Genomic DNA, 16,731 nt, shown 5'->3' with positions numbered 1-16,731 from the left:
CCGCCGGTGCGGGAGGCCGACGGTTCACGAGGTAGCCGGTTCACGAGGCAGCCGGTGCGGGAGGCCGGCGGTTCACGAGGTAGCCGGTCGCGTGCGGCGCTTCGGCGGACGGGGGTCAACTTCCCCGGGCACACGCATGGTTGACGAATGGTCTGGACCAACTTACGGTCTGCTGGAGCGCGCGCCACCCCCAGGACCCATCCCCCCACGTCCCAAGGAGCACGCATGCCAGGCCCCAGGATCACCCGTGTCCTCGGAGCGGGTCTCACCGCCCTGCTCACGGCCGCCGCCCTCGCCGCGCCCGCCGCCGCCGAAGGCGCGAAGCCCGCGCGGACCGCCGTGTCCGCCCCTGCCCCCGCCTCCGGAACCGGCGCCGCCGCCGACACCTGCGCCCTCAAGCCGAAGCCCGCCGGAAAGGTGCTCCAGGGGTACTGGGAGAACTGGGACGGCGCGGCCAACGGCGTCCACCCGCCCTTCGGCTGGGCCCCCATCGACGACCCGCGCTTCGCCGCCCACGGCTACAACGTCGTCAACGCCGCCTTCCCCGTGATCCGTTCGGACGGCACGGTGCTGTGGGAGGACGGCATGGACAGCACCGTCCGCGTCGCCACCCCCGCCGAGATGTGTCGCGCCAAGGCGGCCGGGGCGACGATCCTGATGTCGATCGGCGGCGCCACGGCGGGCATCGACCTGAACTCCACCGCCGTCGCCGACCGGTTCGTCGACACCATCGTGCCGATCCTGAAGAAGTACAACTTCGACGGCATCGACATCGACATCGAGACCGGCCTGGTCGGCAGCGGCTCCATCACCACCCTCTCCACCTCCCAGGCCAACCTGATCCGCATCATCGACGGCGTCCTCGCCCGCATGCCCGCCGGCTTCGGCCTGACGATGGCGCCGGAGACCGCGTACGTCACCGGCGGCAGCGTGGTCTACGGCTCGATCTGGGGCGCCTACCTGCCGGTCATCAAGAAGTACGCCGACAACGGGCGCCTGTGGTGGCTCAACATGCAGTACTACAACGGCAGCATGTACGGCTGCTCGGGCGACTCCTACTCCGCCGGCACCGTCGCCGGGTTCGTCGCCCAGACGGACTGCCTGAACAAGGGCCTGGTGATCCAGGGCACCACGATCAAGGTCCCGTACGACAAGCAGGTGCCCGGCCTGCCCGCCCAGCCCGGCGCGGGCGGCGGCCACATGGCCCCGTCGGCCGTGGCCCAGGCGTGGAACCACTACAAGGGCGCCCTCAAGGGCCTGATGACCTGGTCGGCGAACTGGGACGGCTCGAGGGGCTGGACCTTCGGCGACAACGTCAAGGCGCTCCAGGGTCGCTAGGGCCTGACCTTCGGATCAGGCCCCGGAACCCGATCCGCCGGACAGGCCCGGGCCCGTCCGGCGGTTCAGGGGAAGAGGACCCGGGCGAGGGCGAGGCCGACGAAGACGGCGCCGAGCCCGGCGACGACGGAGGCGACGACGTTCGCCACGGCGAAGAACCGCGCGCCGGACTCGGCCAGCCGCAGCGTCTCGTAGGAGAACGTCGAGTACGTCGTCAGCGCGCCGCACAGCCCGGTCCCGAGGAGCAGCTGTACGGCGTGTCCGGCCGCGCCGGACAGCGCGGCCCCCGTGAGCAGGCCGAGGACCAGGGAGCCCACGACGTTCACGGTGAAGGTGCCCCACGGGAAGACGGTGTCGTGACGGGCCTGGACGGCGCGGTCGGTCAGATAGCGCAGGGGCGCGCCGACGGCGCCGCCGGCGGCCACCAGGAGGACGTCGTTCACCGCGGGCCCTCCCCGGCGTCGTCGAAGCGGACGGTCTCGACCGGCTCCAGGGTGATCGGCCCCTCGATGCCGAGCTCCTCCAGCCGTGGCAGGAACGCCCGGACGCGCTCCTCGGTGTCGACGACGAGGACGGTCGGGCGGACCGCCGGATCCGTACGGAAGGTCATGACGTGCTCCGGTGCGACAGGAGGCGGCGCGTGCCGAACGCACCGGCGGTCACCGCCGCCGTCGCGGCGGCGACGGTCGCCACGAGGTACGTGAGCGCCGTGGTGGCGCGGCCCGCGTCGACGAGGCGTTCGATGTCCACGCAGTACGTGGAGAAGGTGGTGAACCCGCCCAGGAACCCGGTCCCGAAGAACGGGCGCAGGAGGGGGTGGGCCGTGAAGACCTCAGTGACGGCGACGAGGAGGACGCCGATCACCAGACAGCCGGCGGCGTTCACCGTCAGTGTCGTCCAGGGGAAGGCGCCCGTGGGCGTGGGCCACAGCAGCGACGCCCCGAAACGGGCCAGGGCGCCGAGCGAGCCGCCCACCGCGACGACCGCGACCACCGCGAGGGTGCCGTGGCGCGCACGCCGGGACGCCCGGCGCCGACGTACGTCCGCGGGAGTGACGTCGGGATCGACCGGCTCGGAGGCCGTGGTCTGCGGGGGTTCTTCGGAACGCATGCCTCTCCCTACGCGTGGTCCCCCGCTCGCGCGGATGCGGGCGGGGACGGGTCACGAGTAGGGACCGTTGGCGACAGCGCGTGCCGCGGTTCGGGTACGGCGGGCCCCACCGCCGCGCGACGGCCCGGGGGACGGTCGCGTCTCCAGGATAACGGGCGTCACCGGGACACCGCCGCCCGGCACGGGGCGGGGAGGAACCGGCGCGGGGCGGGGAGGAACCGTTGCGGGGCGGGACCGGTGAGGAACGGGGAGGGACGCGGGAGCGCCGGTGCGCGGCCGCCGGGAACGGCCGCGCACCGGCTCCCGTCGGGCGGGTCAGGCGGTGTGCAGGGTGAGGCCGTAACGGCCGAGGATCTCGTTCACGGGCTGGAACCAGGTCTCGCCGCCGGAGGAGCAGTTGCCCCAGCCGCCGGAGGTGACGCCCTGGGCCTGGTCGCCGCTGATGAACGCGCCGCCGGAGTCGCCGCCCTCCGCGCAGACGCTGGTCTTCGTCATCTGGTGCACGGCGCCCTGGCTGTAGTTGACCGTCTGGTTCTTGCCGAGGACGGTGCCGCAGTGCCACTTCGTGGTGGAGCCCGAGCGGCAGATCGACGCGCCCACGGGCGCCTCGGCGGAGCCGCGCACCAGCCGGTCCGGGGTGACGCCCCAGCCGAGGACGACCGGCACGGTCCACCAGCCGCTGTGGATGCTCACGTACGCGTAGTCGTCACCGGGGAACGAGGAGCCCTGGAAGGTGCCCATGGCCGAGCCGTCCCAGCCGCGCACCGCCGCGCCCGCCCGGCCGCAGTGACCGGCCGTCACGAACCCGCCGTGCACGGAGAAGCCGATCGAACAGCGCACGTTGCCGGTGTAGTACGGGTCGCCGCCGACGGTCCCCGCCGCGTAGGTGCGGGGCGCGGTGGCCGTCTCGGTGACGGTGACCGGCCCGTTCGCCCGCGCCTTCTCGACGAAGGCGCGCACGGCGGGGACGTCCCGCTCGGCCCGGACGACCGTGACGGCGACGCTGTTCGTCCTCGGGTCGACGTGCCAGCCGGCCACGCCCTTCGGCGCGGAGAGCCCGTCGAGGCGGGCCTTGGCCCGGTCGAGGGCGGCGGCGCTGTGGCGGACCACCCGGGTGTCGGCGCCGAGCGCGCGCACCTCGGCCTCCTCGGCCCGGTCGGTGAGGGCGACGACGAGCCGCCCCGAGGAGGAGTCGAACCACGAGCCTCCGTACGCGCCTCCGGCCGTCTGACGGGCGGCCTTCTCGACCTCCGTCGCGGTCTTCTCGGCGCGCAGCCGCTCCTCGGCCTGGGGCCGGGTCAGGCCGAGGTCCTGCTGGAGGGCGTCGAGCAGTCCGGCCGAGGCGGAGGGGGCGGCGGGCGGCTCGGGGAGCGGAGCGGCGTTCGCGGCCCCGACGTGGGCGGCGCCGAGACCGAGTGCCAGCAACAGGGCCGCGAGGGCGGAGCCCAGGGGAGTGGTGCGTTTCACGAAGCCTCCTGGTGTGGGGGTGTAGAACGCTTGAGAGCGCTCTCACGGAGCATCGGCCGTTACGCTAGCGGCATTGACTTGGCAGGTCCATACCAAAAACACGCCAGCGGTCACCGGTCTCGCGGTGACGGTCCCGGACGCCGACCACGTGGTGCCGGCCGTGTGGTGCCGACCGTGTGGTGCCGACCGTGTGGTGCCGACCGCGTGGTGCCGGCCTTGCAGTGCCGGCCTTGCGGTGACGGCCACGCTCGCCCCCGAACGCCCGAACGCCCGAACGCCCGAACGCCCGAACGGGCCACCGGTAGTCCGGCGGCCCGTTCCCTCGGAGTCGTGCCACAGGGCCCGGTGGACCGGGCCCTGTCGGTGTGCGGGGCCGAGTGCGCCCCGGGCGCGCGTCAGCCGCGTCGCGGAAGGCGCTTCGCGAGGAACTCCTCGAACGTCACCTTGCCCACGGCCCGCTCCGGCGTCAGGTGTCCGCCCGCCCGGAACCCCCGGTAGGCCTTTCCGGCCAGGGGCACGTTCAGCAGGCGGCGGTGCTGGCCGATCGCGTTCAGGTACGTCCGGGCCAGCTCCGCGAGCGTACGCACCTCCGGGCCGCCCATGTCCGGCACCCGGCCCGCGGGCTCCCCGGCCGCGAGTTCGGCGAGGCGGGCGGCGACCTCCGCCACCTCGATCGGCTGGTCCGAGACGCCGGCCGGAAGCGGCACGACCGGCACCCTGGCCGCGTTGCGCAGGAACTCCACCACCAGGTCGTGGAACTGCGTGGTCCGCAGCACGGTCCACCCGAGCCCGGACCCCTCGATCATCTTCTCGACGGCCAGCTTCGTCCGGTAGTAGCCGAGCGGCACCCGGTCGACGCCGACGATCGAGATGTAGACCAGGTGCCGGACCCCGGCCCGGCGCGAGGCCTCGATCAGGTGGCGCGCCGCCCGGTCGTCGCCCCCGCGCGGTGTGCTGGCGCAGTGCACCACCGTGTCCACGCCCTCGACGGCCGCGTCCAGGCCCGTGCCCTCGCGCAGGTCCACCGCGTACGGCCGCGCGTGGCGGCTCAGCACCCGCACCTCGGCGCCGTCCTCGCGCAGGCGCTCGGCGACGAGCCGTCCGAGCGTTCCCGTACCCCCGGTCACCAGGATCGTGGTCATCGTGCTTCTTCCCTCCGCAGGGTGCGCGCTCCCCGGTGGAACGCGTGTCGTCAGCTGAGAACCGGCCGGCCCCCGGAAATGTGACAGCCGGCCCCGCGCGTCCTCATCCCAGGACGCTTCCCCCGGCGAGCTGCCGGCCCGCGAAGGCGAGCTTGTCCGGGTTCGTCACGGCCCTCACACGGCTGATGGCGCCGTCGCGCACCTCGAAGGCGGTGACGGCGAGGAGCCTCCCCTCCCGGTGGCTCACGAGCGCGGGCGCCCCGTTGACCTCGGCGAGCGCGACCTCCGTGCCCTCCTCCGCCCGCCGCGCGACGCCCGCGAGGAAGCGCAGCACGGCGTCCCGGCCGACGATCGGGCGCCGGGCCGCCGAGACCTTGCCGCCGCCGTCGCTCCACCAGACGACGTCCTCGGCCAGCAGTCGCTCCAGGCCGGCCAGATCGCCCTCGCGCGCGGCGGAGACGAAGGACTCGACGAGCCGGTGCCGCTGCTCCTCCGCCGGTGCGAAACGCGCCTCGGGCCGCTCCAGGCGCCGGACCGCCCTGCCGTACACCTGGCGGCAGTTGGCCTCGCCCAGTTCGAGGACCCCGGCGATCTCGCGATGGGTGTACGCGAAGGCCTCGCGCAGCACGTAGACGGCCCGCTCCGTCGGGGTGAGCCGTTCGAGCAGCACGAGCAGGGCCGTCGAGACGGCGTCGCGCCGCTCGGCGGACTCCAGGGGGCCGAGTGCGCCGTCGCGGGTGAAGACCGGTTCGGGCAGCCACGGTCCCGCGTACTCCTCGCGCTTCGCGCGGGCCGAGGAGAGCCGGTTGAGGCTGAGGCGGGTGACGACCGTGGCGAGCCAGGCCGCCGGGTGGGCGATGGCCGCGCGGTCGGCTCCGCTCCAGCGGAGATAGGCGTCCTGCACCGTGTCCTCCGCCTCCTCGGCGGAGCCGAGCAGCCGGTAGGCCAGGCCGAACATCCTGGGCCGGTGGACGGTGAACTCGGCGGCCGAGACGTCGGCGTCGTCGTCCGGGGCGAGGGGCTGTGCGGTCTCCGAGGTCACGCGGCCAGCCTGCCACAGGGCCTGCCGTACGGGGTCGTGCGGTGCCTTCGGTCAGTCCGCCGAGACGGCCCCGACCAGGTCGCCCACCTTGCGGTCGGGCAGGGCGCGGGCCACGTCGGCCTGGGCGATGATCCCGACGAGGACGTGGCTGTCGATGACGGGCACGCGCCGGACCTTGTGCTCGCTCATGACGTCGAGGACCTCGTCGGCCTCGGCGTCGGCCCGCACGTAGACGATCTCGTCCTGGGCGAGGTCGCCCACCCGGCACTCCGCCGGGTCGAGGCCCTTGGCCACCACCTTCAGGACGATGTCGCGGTCCGTCAGCATGCCCTTGAGCTTCTCGTCGGCGCCGCAGATCGGCAGGGCGCCGACGCCGAGTTCGGCCATCTTCCGCGCGGCGTCGCGCACGGTCTCGCTCGCCTTCACGCAGGTCGCGTCCGGCGTCATCATCTCGCGTGCTGTGGTCATGGGAATCGCCTGGGTCCCTTCCTCGGGAGCACGTAGGAGCACTGACGGAAATGTCGGCGGAAGTACCGGCACGAAAGCGCCTGCCCTACGTCTCCGGGGGAAAACACGGGGCCGGGCGCGGGGTGCCGATTCCCGTGCGTCCCGCCCCTGACCTCGTCATATCGTTGGCCTTTGTTATTGCTGAGAGTGACCGGGTGAGGAATGATCCCGGTCGTGACGATCTCCCTCGCCGTCCTGACCGGCGTGCTTCTCTGCGGGCTCTACCCCTGTGTCATCGTTCCCGACCTGGCCGACCGCTGGGTCCGCAAGCACTTCGTGGCCTCCGACTACGGACTCGCCCCCCGCGAACAGCTCGACTCCAGCCGTCCCGGCCCGCCCCCGCCGCCGCACCGGCGTCAGGAAAGGCAGGCCGTGGCCGACGCCGCGTGGAACGGGGACTGGCGGGCCGCCGAGGCCTACGTCCGGGCGGCGGGCGACGACTGGGACGAGCGCTGGTCACGGACCGAACTCCTCCAGGAGATCGCCCGCGAGGACGACGCCTGGCTGGACGCGTGGCGCGCGGCCGAGCCCGGGAACTGCGACGCGGCGACCCTCCACGTCCGGATCATGGTCCAGCGGGCCTGGGAGATCCGGGGCAGCGGCTTCGCCCACGAGGTCTCGGCGGACAGCATGAACCGCTTCCGCACCATGCTCCCGGCCGCGATCGAGGAGGCGCAGCGGGCCGCGCTGCTCGACCCCGCCCACCCGGGCCCCTGGGTCGTCATGGTCACCGCCGCCCGGGGCGCACAGTACGGACGTGCCCGGTTCCGGCCGCTCTGGGACGGCCTCGTCGCCCGGGCGCCGCACCACTACGAGGGGCACTGGCAGGCCCTTCAGTACTGGTGCGCCAAGTGGTTCGGCAGCGACAGGCTGATGATGCGCTTCGCCCGGGAGGCGGTCCGCAAGGCCCCGCAGGGCAGCCCGCTCACCGGCATGTACCTGCACGCACTGGAGGAGCTGGCCGGCCGTCCGGCCACCGCGCTCTCCTCCACGCCCCTGGTGAGGGGACACCTGAAGCGGGTCGCGGCCTCGTTCGCCGAGGTCGACCCCGACGACGAGCGCCTGCCCGCCCTGCGCCACCTCCTCGCGCACTACATGCTCCGGTCGAGGATGTACGGGCCCGCCCTGGAGCAGTTCCGTCTGATCGGTCCGTGGTGCGGTGCCGAGCCCTGGCGCAGGGAAGGGAACCCGAAGGCGGCCTTCGAGACCGCCCGGGGCAGGGCGGTGAAGCTGTCCCGGGCCTCCGCCACTGCCACGGCCCGCTCCCACGGAACAGCCCGCTAGGGTCTGCCGGGCGACCGGGCCGGCGGATCAGGGGAACGGGTGCGGAGCCCGCAGGAGCTCCGCGTCCGTGAGGTCGTGGGACCGGTGGTCGCCCCGGCGGAGGGCCGTGCGCAGCCGGGGCATCAGCAGGGCCCGCTGCCGGTTCCAGCCGAAGTCGATCGGCAGCAGCCCCGGCACCACCGTGGCGACCGTCCGCAGCCCCGCCCGCTCCTGCTCGGGCGTGGTCTGGTCGACGACCACGACGTCGTGGCCCGCCCCGACCAGCTCGTCCACGACCACGGCCACGTCGTCCCGCAGGTCCCCGGTGCGGGGCCGCCCGCCGCTCTCCCACTCCCCGTAGACCTCGCCGAACGGGCGGGCCTCCGACGGCTCCAGGTACGCGCGCGCGTACGCGGACATCCGGGGCAGCCCGTAGAGCTGCGGATGGTCCTTGAGGTGCCGTACGAGGGAGAAGTCGTCGGCCATCGCCTCCAGTTCCGACCGGCGCTCGGCCGTCTGGCGGGCCAGGTGCGGGATGTAGCTCAGCACCTCCGACAGGGCGCCCTCGACGGCCGACCGGGGGTCCAGCGAGGCCGCCGCCGCGAAGGACAGCGTGCCCGGACCGCCGTCCCGGCGCACGCCCACCACCGTGACCGCCGGGACCGCGAGGTCGATCCGGTTGTCGAAGGCGTGCACGTCGTAGCCCTGGAGCGCGGCCCGCTCCACCATGGCGGCGACCGTGGGACCGCCGACCGTCGCCAGGTCGATCCGGGGCAGCCGGGCCGCCCCGTACCAGCCGTTCAGGAAGGAGTCCCGCTCGACGAGTTCGAGCAGACCGCCCAGGACCGCCTCCTCCAGGCAGCCGCCGATGGCGCAGCCGTTGGAGCACTCGAAGACGAAGTCGTCGTCGGCCGTCGGGATGCTGTAGTACACCAGCCGCGACGGCACCAGGACCGGACGCCCGTCCCGCAGCGACCGGCCCCGCTCCCAGGGAATGGGCCGACCGGGGTCGAAGGGCCTGACCATGGGATCGTCCCGGTACGTCTCCGGGGCGTACAGACCGCACACCGCCGGGTCGACCGCCTCGTCCCCCAGCGCGTCGTACGCGGCGACGACCGGCGCCCGGCCGGTGCGCCTGCGGGTCCCCGCGTACCGCTCCAACCCCTCCAGGAAGGCCAGCCGGCGGCTGGTGGCGAAGGAGTTCTCCTGCCCGCTCCAGGTCACGTCGTGGAGCCCCGCGTACCCCCGGACGAACACGCTCCCGGCCACCGGCGCGGTCGTGGACGAGGTGACGTCCGTCCAGGTCCCGGCCCCGAGCGCGCCGCAGACCGGATTGGCCAGGGCGTCGACCGGGAGCGGGTACGAGAAGGCCGACCGCAGCCGGTAGCCGTCCGGATCCGGCTTGGGACGCGGTACGAGGTCGAGCGGCGGGTCGCCGTCCCGTCCTCCCGGACCGCAGTGCGGGCAGAGCGGGTCCGCGAGCAGCGGGTACGTCCTGACGAGCAGGTTCGCCAGGTCGACCCGGGTCACCTGCGGCAGGGCGCGGTCCGCCGGGAGCGCGGCGGGCGGCGCCGGGAGCGGCCCGCGCAGCAGGGCCTCGCACAGCGCGGCCACCGTGTCGTGCACGTGCCCGGTCAGCGGCGGCCAGGCGGCGGCCGGGCGGGGCCCGTCCGGGCCGCCGGTCTCCAGGGCGTCCCGTTCGCTCCGGCTGCGCAGCCGCTGCCACCGCAGGGCCAGGCAGCGGCCGCAGGCGGGCGCGCTCCCGTCGCCGCCCCAGGGGCCGAGCAGCACCGCCGAGGCGCTGAGGTGGACGAGGGCCGCCGGCCGTTCGGCGGCCCACGGGTCCGGGGCCCGGCCGCCCCCGGCACCGACGGCCCCGACCGGCACGACCCGGGGCGCGCCGGCGCCGAACCGCCCGTCCAGGAAGGCCTGGAGGGCGTCGCGGGCCTCCGCCAGCGGCTGCGGGAGCGCGACGGCGGTCATGAGCTCTTCGTCCAGCGGAAGAAGCGCACCGCGACGGCCCCGAAGAGCACGCCGAACACCACGAGCCCCGCACACCCCACCCCGATGTCGGAGAGGTCGCCGCGTCCGGTCAGGGCGGCCGACACCGCGTCGTTGAGGTAGCGCAGCGGCAGCACCCGCGAGACGTTCTGCAGCCACTCCGGCATGGAGTCGAGCGGGAAGAACGACCCGGAGAGGAACGCCATCGGCAGGATCAGGAAGTTGGCGATGCCCGCGACCGACTCCGGGGTGTCGGCGATGCTGCCGATGATCACCCCGAGCAGCAGGAAGGTCGTGATGCCCAGGACCAGGACCGGGACCAGCAGCGGCCACCGCGAGGCGGGCACGAGCCCGAACCCCGGGAGCATCGCCACCCCGACGAACAGCACCGACTGCACGAGCCCCACGCCGAGCGCGAGGACGTAGCGGGACCCGATGACGGAGGACAGCGGCGCGGGCGACATCCGGATCATCCGCAGGATGTCGTCCGCGCGCCACTGCATCAGGGTGAACGCGATGCCGAACACGGCGGCGTTCGCGACGCCCCAGGAGAGGACCCCGGAAGCGGTGTACGAGAGGTACGAGAACCCGCTCTCCTCGACGGCCTTCCCCCGGAAGACGAGCCCGAAGACGACGAGGAAGAGCAGTGGGAAGGCGAAGGTGAAGAAGACCGTCGTCCTGTCCCGAACCTGGGCGCGGTAGCCCGCCGCGGTCAGCGCGGAGTAGGCGCTCATGCCTGCTGCTCCTGGGTGTTCGGGGCGAGGGGGTCCCGCCGGGCGGTGAGTTCGAGGTAGACGTCCTCGAGGCTGGGCGTACGGGTCTGCACGCCGTCGAGGCCCGTCACGGCGTCGAGGGCGGAGAGCACCTTGCCGGTGGAGCGGGTCTCCAGGACGAGGTGCCCGCCCTGCACGGCGACGCCGTCCACGCCCGGCAGGGCCCTGGCCCGCTCCTCGTCGATCCGGCCGAGCGGGACGAGCAGCCGGCTCCTCGCGCCGAAGGTGCCGATCAGGTGCTGCGGCGCGTCGGTGACGACGAGCCGGCCGGCCACCAGGATGCCGACGCGGTCGCAGAGCGCCTCCGCCTCGTCCAGGTGGTGCGTGGTGTAGACGATGGTCCGGCCCGCCGCCTTGAGGCCCCGCAGGACCTCCCACAGATCGCGCCGGCCCTCCGGGTCGAGCGCGGCCGTCGGCTCGTCCAGGAAGATCAGCTCGGGGCCGTGGACCAGCGCCGAGGCGATGGCGAGCCGCTGCCGCTGCCCGCCGGAGAGGTCGTCCACCCGGACGCCGTGCCGCCCGCCGAGCCCCACGGACTCCAGGGTGGCGTCGACGGCCGCGCGGTCCGCCCCGAACAGCGCGGCGACGGTCCGCAGGTGCTCGTGGACGGTCTGCCGCACGAAGAACGCGGAGGACTGGGTCTGCACGCCCATGCGCGGCAGCAGGGCGGTGTTGCGCGGCCAGGGCGGCTCGCCGAACACCGAGACCGTGCCGGAGTCGGCCCTGCGCAGCCCTTCCATGATCTCCACCAGGGTGGACTTGCCCGCCCCGTTGGGCCCGAGCAACCCGAAGAACTCACCGCGCCGGATGCCCAGGGACACCCCGTCGACGGCCTTCCGGCCGCCGTAGCTCTTGGTCACGCCGGTGACCTCGACGGCCGGGGGCGGCCCGGCGGGGTCGGGGGTGGGGGAGGAGGAGCTCATCCAAGTACCTCATTCGTGGATCTCGTGGTCTTCCGCGGGAGCGGGGGCGTGGTGGACAGGGGCGGGCGTGTCAGCGGAGCAGCAGCAGGACGACGACCGCGCAGGTGCCGCCGGCGGCGAGCAGCACCAGGGCGACCGACGCGACGGCGTAGGCCGTGTGGACGCGGCGGGCGCGCGGCGGATAGGCGGCGACCGCCTCCCGCCCCCGCCGGCGCAGCGCCAGATAGGTCCGGGTCTCCGGGGCGAGGTGCGTGGTGCCCAGGAGGTGGCTGAGGATCCGGTAGCCGTCGAGCGGCGGCAGCGGGACCAGATTGCCCAGCGCCTGCACGATCCCCACGAAGAGCATCCCGGTGAGCACCGGCCGCGCCGGGTCCGCCGCGTCCAGGAGCGCCCACCAGAGCGCGAGGGGCAGCAGGAGGAGCAGGTTGACGTGGGCGCCGGCCGCCGCGACCACCAGTTTCGCCCGACGCCCCGGCAGGAAGGGGTAGTTGTCGACCGTGCAGTACATCATCATCGCCGGGAACCGCCAGCGCAGCCCGATCTCGGTGACCACCCCGCCGTAGTGCCGGGCCGCGACGCCGTGCGCGAGCTCGTGCAGACAGACGCTGAACCAGAGCAGGACGGCGAACGGGACGAGGACCGGGGGGCGGGCGAGCAGGGCCGCGAGGCCGTCGAGGAGCGCCGCCGGATCCGCGAGCACGACGACGGTCATCAGCAGGGACGCCGCCGCCAGGGGGAGCTGGACCCACGGCCGCAGCAGCGGCGACAGCAGCCGGTGCAGGCGCCCGGCGGTCGCGTGCGCGTCGGCCACGGTCCGCCGGCTGCCCTTCCAGAAGGTGCCGGTACGGGCGGGCGGCGGCTCCGGCGGGTCCGGATCCGGGGACCCGGCGAGCAGCCCCCGGGCCCCGAGCAGCCCGAGCAGCCGCGTCCACTGCTCCTCGGGGAGCCGGCGGCGGAACCGCTCGGCGTACGCGGCCACGACGTCGTCCACGTCCCGGGTGCCGTCCAGCAGCCCGATGACGAAGTGCTCCCTGGGCCCGACCTCGAACGCGGCGCCGCTCACCGGGTGCTTGACGAGGTGGACGGTGCGCGGGCCGCGCAGCACCGCAGGACCGACCAGCACGCCCGGCCGCATCGCGGGCCGGTAGGCGCGCGCGGCGGAACGGTCGTCGCTCGCTCGGTCGACGGCGCTCAAGAGACGCCCCGCTTCCCGTGGTCGGCCTCCCGCAGGACCCTGCCCAGGACGAACGACAGGTACGCCTCGTCCCGGATCGTCACGTGCAGCCGGTTGTTCGTCATGTGCATGTACGGCGAGAGGAGCCGGGGCAGCACCGCCGGCACGTGCGTGACGGGCACGAGGGGAGCCGCGTCCGGGTCCTCGGCGCGCTCCTGGCCGGTGTCCTCGCGGGCCGGCCCCTCCCAGGCGGGGAAGGCGAGTTCGCCGCGCCCGGCGAGGTCCACCACCCGCTCGCGCAGCTCCAGGCAGTGCTCGGCCCAGCGGCGCAGGAACACCGGGAGCCCGGACGGATCGCCGCCCGCCACCGCCTCCCTGATCCGCGCGAACCGGGCCCCGAGGGCGGGCGCCATCCGCTCGTACGTGCGCTCGTACTCGGTGGACCCGATGAAGCCGGTCCCCGGGAACAGCCGGTGCCAGAAGGCGTAGTACGAGTCGAGGTAGTCCGCGAGCCGCTCCTCCTCGGGGAGGAAGCAGCTCGCCATCACCATCATGAGCTGCGCGGACGTCCCCAGCAGCACCGTCCGCAGGTGCAGGTTCATGCTCCGGTACGCCTCCAGGACCAGGTCGCTGGAGTGCCGGAAGTGCCACTCGGCGAGCTCCACCCCGGCGGGGCCGCCGTACTTGGCGTACTCGGGGGCGTACACCTCGTACGAGAAGGAGTTGTTCGGCCGCAGGTTCATCCGCCCGTCCGGGCCCATGTACCGGGCCCGGTCCCCGCCCGGGAACTCGATGTCGAAGAGCGAGTTGTAGAAGTCCTTCAGGAAGCCCGAGTCGACCTCGTAGAGGGCGGGGCGGGACCTCAGGAAGTCCTGGATCGCCTCCTCGGCCCGCCGGCGCACCTCCGCCTCGGCGCCGGGGCCGCTCGGGCGGAGCCGCAGCCGCACGTGCGGCCCCTCCAGCCAGTAGGTGATGAAGAAGTGCCCGGCCAGCAGGCCGTCCCCGGTGAGCCCGTCGACCAGCGGGCGGACGCAGTCGACCAGGAGGGGGCGGGGGTTGGCGGCGTAGAAGACGTGCAGCGCCAGCCAGGGGGAGGGGCCGCCGCCCTCCGGGGCCGGACGGAAGGCCGCGGGCTCGGTCAGTTCGGGCATGACGGGGCGACCTCCGGGCCGGACGACGAAGGAACGGGACGGGACGGGGAAGCGGTACGGGACCGGTCGGCGGGCCGGTGCCGCGGGGCCGGGCGGGTGGTGAAGGTCTCCACGGCGAGCTCGGCCACGTGCCGGCCGCGCTCCGAGGTGACGTGGAGCCCGTCCTCGGCGGGCAGCATCTCCTGGAACACCACCCGGACACCGGGCTTCCGCTCCACCAGGGCGTCGAGCGCGGCCAGGGAGAGCGGGCTGTCGAAGTCGACGTGCGCGGGCTTGGCCCCGACCGGCCCCCGGTCCGCCCGGGAGACCGTGGCGAAGCAGCGGTCGGGCAGCCCGTGGGCCCGCCGCCACCGCTGCCAGTCCAGATAGTGCTCCTCCTCGCCCGACCCCGGGCGCCGGACCGGCAGGACCTCCGCGAGCGCGGTCCAGCTCCGCCGGCCCACCACCACGTCCCCGTGCCGGATCCGGGGCCTGCGGGTGACCCCGTCCACGGCCGTGCCCTCCGGCACCCCCGCCCACACGTCGAAGGGGGCCATGGTGCTGGGGGAGAGCAGCAGCAGGGTGCGGGGGATGTCGGGCAGCGCGATCGGCACGAGGTAGCCGAGGTAGACCGGCACGACCTCGCGGTTGAGGCGCCAGGAACGGAGCACCAGCCGCCCGGCCGCCTCGTCGTGCTCGACGTACAGGTCGTCCAGGTGGATCCGGGCCTCCTCGGGCACGGTGCTGGTCTCGCCCGGACAGACGATCTGGTGGTCGGTCAGCCGCCCGTGCAGGTTCAGGTTGCTGCTGACCGGCCCTCCGGTGACCTCCGCGAACACCGCCCCCTCCGGCCGCCGCGCCGCCGTCTCCGCGCGCAGGGCGTCGGAGAGTCCCGGGCCGGACGTCCCGGCCCCGTCGTACAGGTGGGTGAACCGGCTGAAGGGGAAGGAGAGGCCGCCGTACGACTTGTTGAGCACGACGAGGGGCCGGCCCCCGGCGGGACGGGAGAGCTGGAGGTGGTGGCTCTGCGGGACGAAGTGCCCGGTGAGCGGCGCGAGTTCCCCGGCCGTCTCCGCCAGCAGTCCGCCCGGCAGCTCGACCTCCTCCGTGTCCCGGTCCACCTCCCGCTCCCACAGGGCGCGCACGCCGTCGTGGAAGCGGCGGCGGGCCCGGTCGAGGGTCCGCATCTCCTCCTGCCCGAGCCAGTTCTCCTCGGGCCGGTACGCGCCGTCCTCGTCGAAGGCGACCCGCCGGGAGGTGAAGGACACGTACTGGTCGAAGAAGTCCTCGTGGAAGTCGTGGACCAGGCCGAGCAGGTCGGCGCAGCGGCCGCCGCGCCCGTGGCGGGCGACGAAGAAGCCGAGCAGGGTGATCCGCTGCGGGAGCGTCAGGTCGAAGAGCGGCAGCACGCCCTCGACGGCCCGCAGCGCCCGGCCGGTCTCCCCGCCCAGCACGCCGGACCCGCAGACCGGATCGCCGCCCGCGTCGACGTCCTCGTACACCAGCGTCTGCGGCAGGGACGGCTCGGCGGCCCCCAGCTCCCGCTGCACGTCCTGGAGCAGGCTCCGCAGGGTGCCCAGCAGGGCGCGCCGCTCGTCGGCGTCCGCCCCCGGACAGCGGGCGAGGCAGTCGGCCGGGCCGTCCAGGAGACCCGCGAGCCGGTCGGCCCACGGCACGCCGAGGGAACGCAGGGCGTCCTGGTAGGAGCGCAGCGGATCGCCGCCGTGCACGTCCGTGCGGAGCACCGGGACCTGCACCATGCCGACGTTCAGGAGGGCCGACGCGTACCGCTCGCACTCCTCGCGGCCGGCCCCGTGCTCGGCCTCCAGCCAGTCCACCAGGTCCCGGTGGCGCACCTTCCCGTCCCGGCCGCCGAGCCACTCCAGGAGCCGGTCCAGGGTGCCGCTGCCGCGCAGGAAGAACAGCCGGTCCCGGACCGCGTCGAAGGTGACGGCGGCCCCGTCGTCGCCCGCCGTCGTCTCGTGGCGCACGTACCGGATGCGGTCGGCGTCCCGTTCCCAGCCCTGCGAGAGGACCACCGGCAGGTCCCGGCGGCGCTCCGGATCGCCGGTGATCAGCTCGGTCAGCCGGGTCAGCACGACCACGTTGAGCCGCACGCGGCCCGCCCACTCCTCGCCCACCCGCAGATCGGCGCGGTCGTCCGCCGGATCGCCCGAGAAGGAGGCCAGGCCGACGCCGGTGAAGGTGCTGAAGGGACTGGTCTTGCAGGCCGTGCGGTAGAGGTAGGCGAGCGCGGAACGCTCGATCTTGCGCAACCGGTTGCCCGGCCGCGGGCTCGTGTCGCGCAGATAGGAGTCGAGGCGCGCGTCGAGGGCGGGCGAGGCGAGCAGCAGACCGCGGCGCAGCCGCTCCTCGGACAGCGCGCGCCGCAACGCGCCCCGGCTCTGGCGGAGTTCGCCGTCGAGCAGCTCCGCTCCGCCGGCCGTCAGCTCCGCGAGCCGCGCCCGGTCCCGCAGCCACCGCGCGGTCCGCTCGCCGGCCTCCGGGTCGAGCTCCGCCACCAGGCGCGCGGCGGAGTCCGGATCGGCCGGCAGCCGGTTGTTGAAGATCCGCCGCCGCAGGCCGAGCAGCGCGCGACGCACTCCGGCGTCCCCGTCCCCGGGTGCGGCGGTCGACCCGACCAGGGCGTGCAGGAGGTCGCTGAGCCGCGCCCCCTCGGCGGCGAGGCGCTCCTCCTCGTCCAGTACGGCGTCGGCCCAGCGGCGCGTGCCGGGGCAGCGCAGCCCGTGGACCGTCTCGACCGGGAGGCCGGCCGCGCGGAGCACGAAGCGCCTGCCGGGCTCCCAGTGGGCCTCGGTCCCGTCCCGGGCGTCCGTGGCGCCGGACTCTGTGCGTGTCAT

General features: G+C 74.4%; 14 protein-coding genes and 1 pseudogene. 2 read left to right on the top strand and 13 right to left on the bottom strand.

The genetic code is table 11. The annotated features are described in order from the left end of the window. Nucleotides 1-225: 225 nt before the first annotated feature. Nucleotides 226-1,338 (top strand): chitinase, encoded by a 1,113-nt coding sequence (locus tag ACWGSR_RS17965; protein ID WP_453567398.1) that lies wholly within the window; start codon nucleotides 226-228, stop codon nucleotides 1,336-1,338. Nucleotides 1,339-1,403: 65 nt separating this feature from the next. On the opposite strand, the gene crcB (ACWGSR_RS17960) is transcribed toward ACWGSR_RS17965, so the two are convergent. The 7 genes and pseudogenes from crcB (ACWGSR_RS17960) to ACWGSR_RS17930 all read right to left on the bottom strand — a co-directional run bounded on the left by crcB (ACWGSR_RS17960) (nucleotide 1,404) and on the right by ACWGSR_RS17930 (nucleotide 6,567). Beyond that, nucleotides 1,404-1,781, bottom strand: coding sequence for a fluoride efflux transporter CrcB (gene crcB / locus ACWGSR_RS17960; RefSeq protein ID WP_376240733.1), 378 nt, complete (start codon nucleotides 1,779-1,781; stop codon nucleotides 1,404-1,406). Further along, nucleotides 1,778-1,912, bottom strand: a pseudogene (locus ACWGSR_RS17955) (DUF190 domain-containing protein); the annotation flags it as partial. The pseudogene ACWGSR_RS17955 and the gene crcB (ACWGSR_RS17960), both read right to left, overlap by 4 nt. A gap of 32 nt (nucleotides 1,913-1,944) precedes the next feature. Beyond that, the gene (gene crcB / locus ACWGSR_RS17950; protein ID WP_453567396.1) at nucleotides 1,945-2,448 is read right to left on the bottom strand and encodes a fluoride efflux transporter CrcB; all 504 of its coding nucleotides are present in this window, start codon (nucleotides 2,446-2,448) and stop codon (nucleotides 1,945-1,947) included. Between the two features lie 315 nt (nucleotides 2,449-2,763). Next, nucleotides 2,764-3,915: a S1 family peptidase gene (locus ACWGSR_RS17945; protein WP_453567394.1), complete on the bottom strand. Its 1,152-nt coding sequence runs from the start codon at nucleotides 3,913-3,915 to the stop codon at nucleotides 2,764-2,766. Nucleotides 3,916-4,310: 395 nt separating this feature from the next. Next, the gene (locus tag ACWGSR_RS17940; RefSeq protein WP_453567392.1) at nucleotides 4,311-5,057 is read right to left on the bottom strand and encodes an SDR family oxidoreductase; all 747 of its coding nucleotides are present in this window, start codon (nucleotides 5,055-5,057) and stop codon (nucleotides 4,311-4,313) included. A gap of 103 nt (nucleotides 5,058-5,160) precedes the next feature. After that, nucleotides 5,161-6,099, bottom strand: coding sequence for an RNA polymerase sigma-70 factor (locus ACWGSR_RS17935; RefSeq protein WP_453567390.1), 939 nt, complete (start codon nucleotides 6,097-6,099; stop codon nucleotides 5,161-5,163). Between the two features lie 51 nt (nucleotides 6,100-6,150). Then, nucleotides 6,151-6,567 carry a CBS domain-containing protein gene (locus ACWGSR_RS17930; protein WP_376244090.1) on the bottom strand — a complete coding sequence of 139 codons (417 nt, stop codon included), beginning with the start codon at nucleotides 6,565-6,567 and terminating at the stop codon, nucleotides 6,151-6,153. Nucleotides 6,568-6,780: 213 nt separating this feature from the next. Here ACWGSR_RS17930 and ACWGSR_RS17925 point away from each other — a divergent pair, with 213 nt between their 5' ends. Then, nucleotides 6,781-7,890, top strand: a complete 1,110-nt coding sequence (locus ACWGSR_RS17925) for a hypothetical protein (protein ID WP_453567388.1) — start codon at nucleotides 6,781-6,783, stop codon at nucleotides 7,888-7,890. A 27-nt stretch (nucleotides 7,891-7,917) separates the two neighbouring features. Here the strand turns inward: ACWGSR_RS17925 and ACWGSR_RS17920 are convergent, their stop codons facing one another. The 6 genes from ACWGSR_RS17920 to ACWGSR_RS17895 form a co-directional block, all read right to left on the bottom strand. Beyond that, nucleotides 7,918-9,852, bottom strand: coding sequence for a TOMM precursor leader peptide-binding protein (locus ACWGSR_RS17920; RefSeq protein ID WP_453567386.1), 1,935 nt, complete (start codon nucleotides 9,850-9,852; stop codon nucleotides 7,918-7,920). Further along, a complete protein-coding gene (locus ACWGSR_RS17915; protein WP_376244099.1) occupies nucleotides 9,849-10,604 on the bottom strand; it encodes an ABC transporter permease in 756 nt (251 codons plus the stop codon). Before ACWGSR_RS17915 ends, ACWGSR_RS17920 begins: the two co-directional genes overlap by 4 nt. Next, a complete protein-coding gene (locus tag ACWGSR_RS17910; RefSeq protein ID WP_453567383.1) occupies nucleotides 10,601-11,566 on the bottom strand; it encodes an ATP-binding cassette domain-containing protein in 966 nt (321 codons plus the stop codon). Before ACWGSR_RS17910 ends, ACWGSR_RS17915 begins: the two co-directional genes overlap by 4 nt. A gap of 70 nt (nucleotides 11,567-11,636) precedes the next feature. Continuing rightward, a complete protein-coding gene (locus ACWGSR_RS17905) occupies nucleotides 11,637-12,701 on the bottom strand; it encodes a metalloprotease (RefSeq protein ID WP_453567469.1) in 1,065 nt (354 codons plus the stop codon). Between the two features lie 56 nt (nucleotides 12,702-12,757). Further along, nucleotides 12,758-13,891, bottom strand: a complete 1,134-nt coding sequence (locus ACWGSR_RS17900; RefSeq protein WP_376244105.1) for a lantibiotic dehydratase C-terminal domain-containing protein — start codon at nucleotides 13,889-13,891, stop codon at nucleotides 12,758-12,760. After that, nucleotides 13,879-16,731: a lantibiotic dehydratase gene (locus ACWGSR_RS17895; protein WP_453567381.1), complete on the bottom strand. Its 2,853-nt coding sequence runs from the start codon at nucleotides 16,729-16,731 to the stop codon at nucleotides 13,879-13,881. The genes ACWGSR_RS17900 and ACWGSR_RS17895 overlap by 13 nt, the downstream gene beginning before the upstream one ends.

The organism is Streptomyces sp. NPDC055632, assembly GCF_053618675.1.
This window is presented reverse-complemented; position numbering and strand designations above follow the sequence as displayed.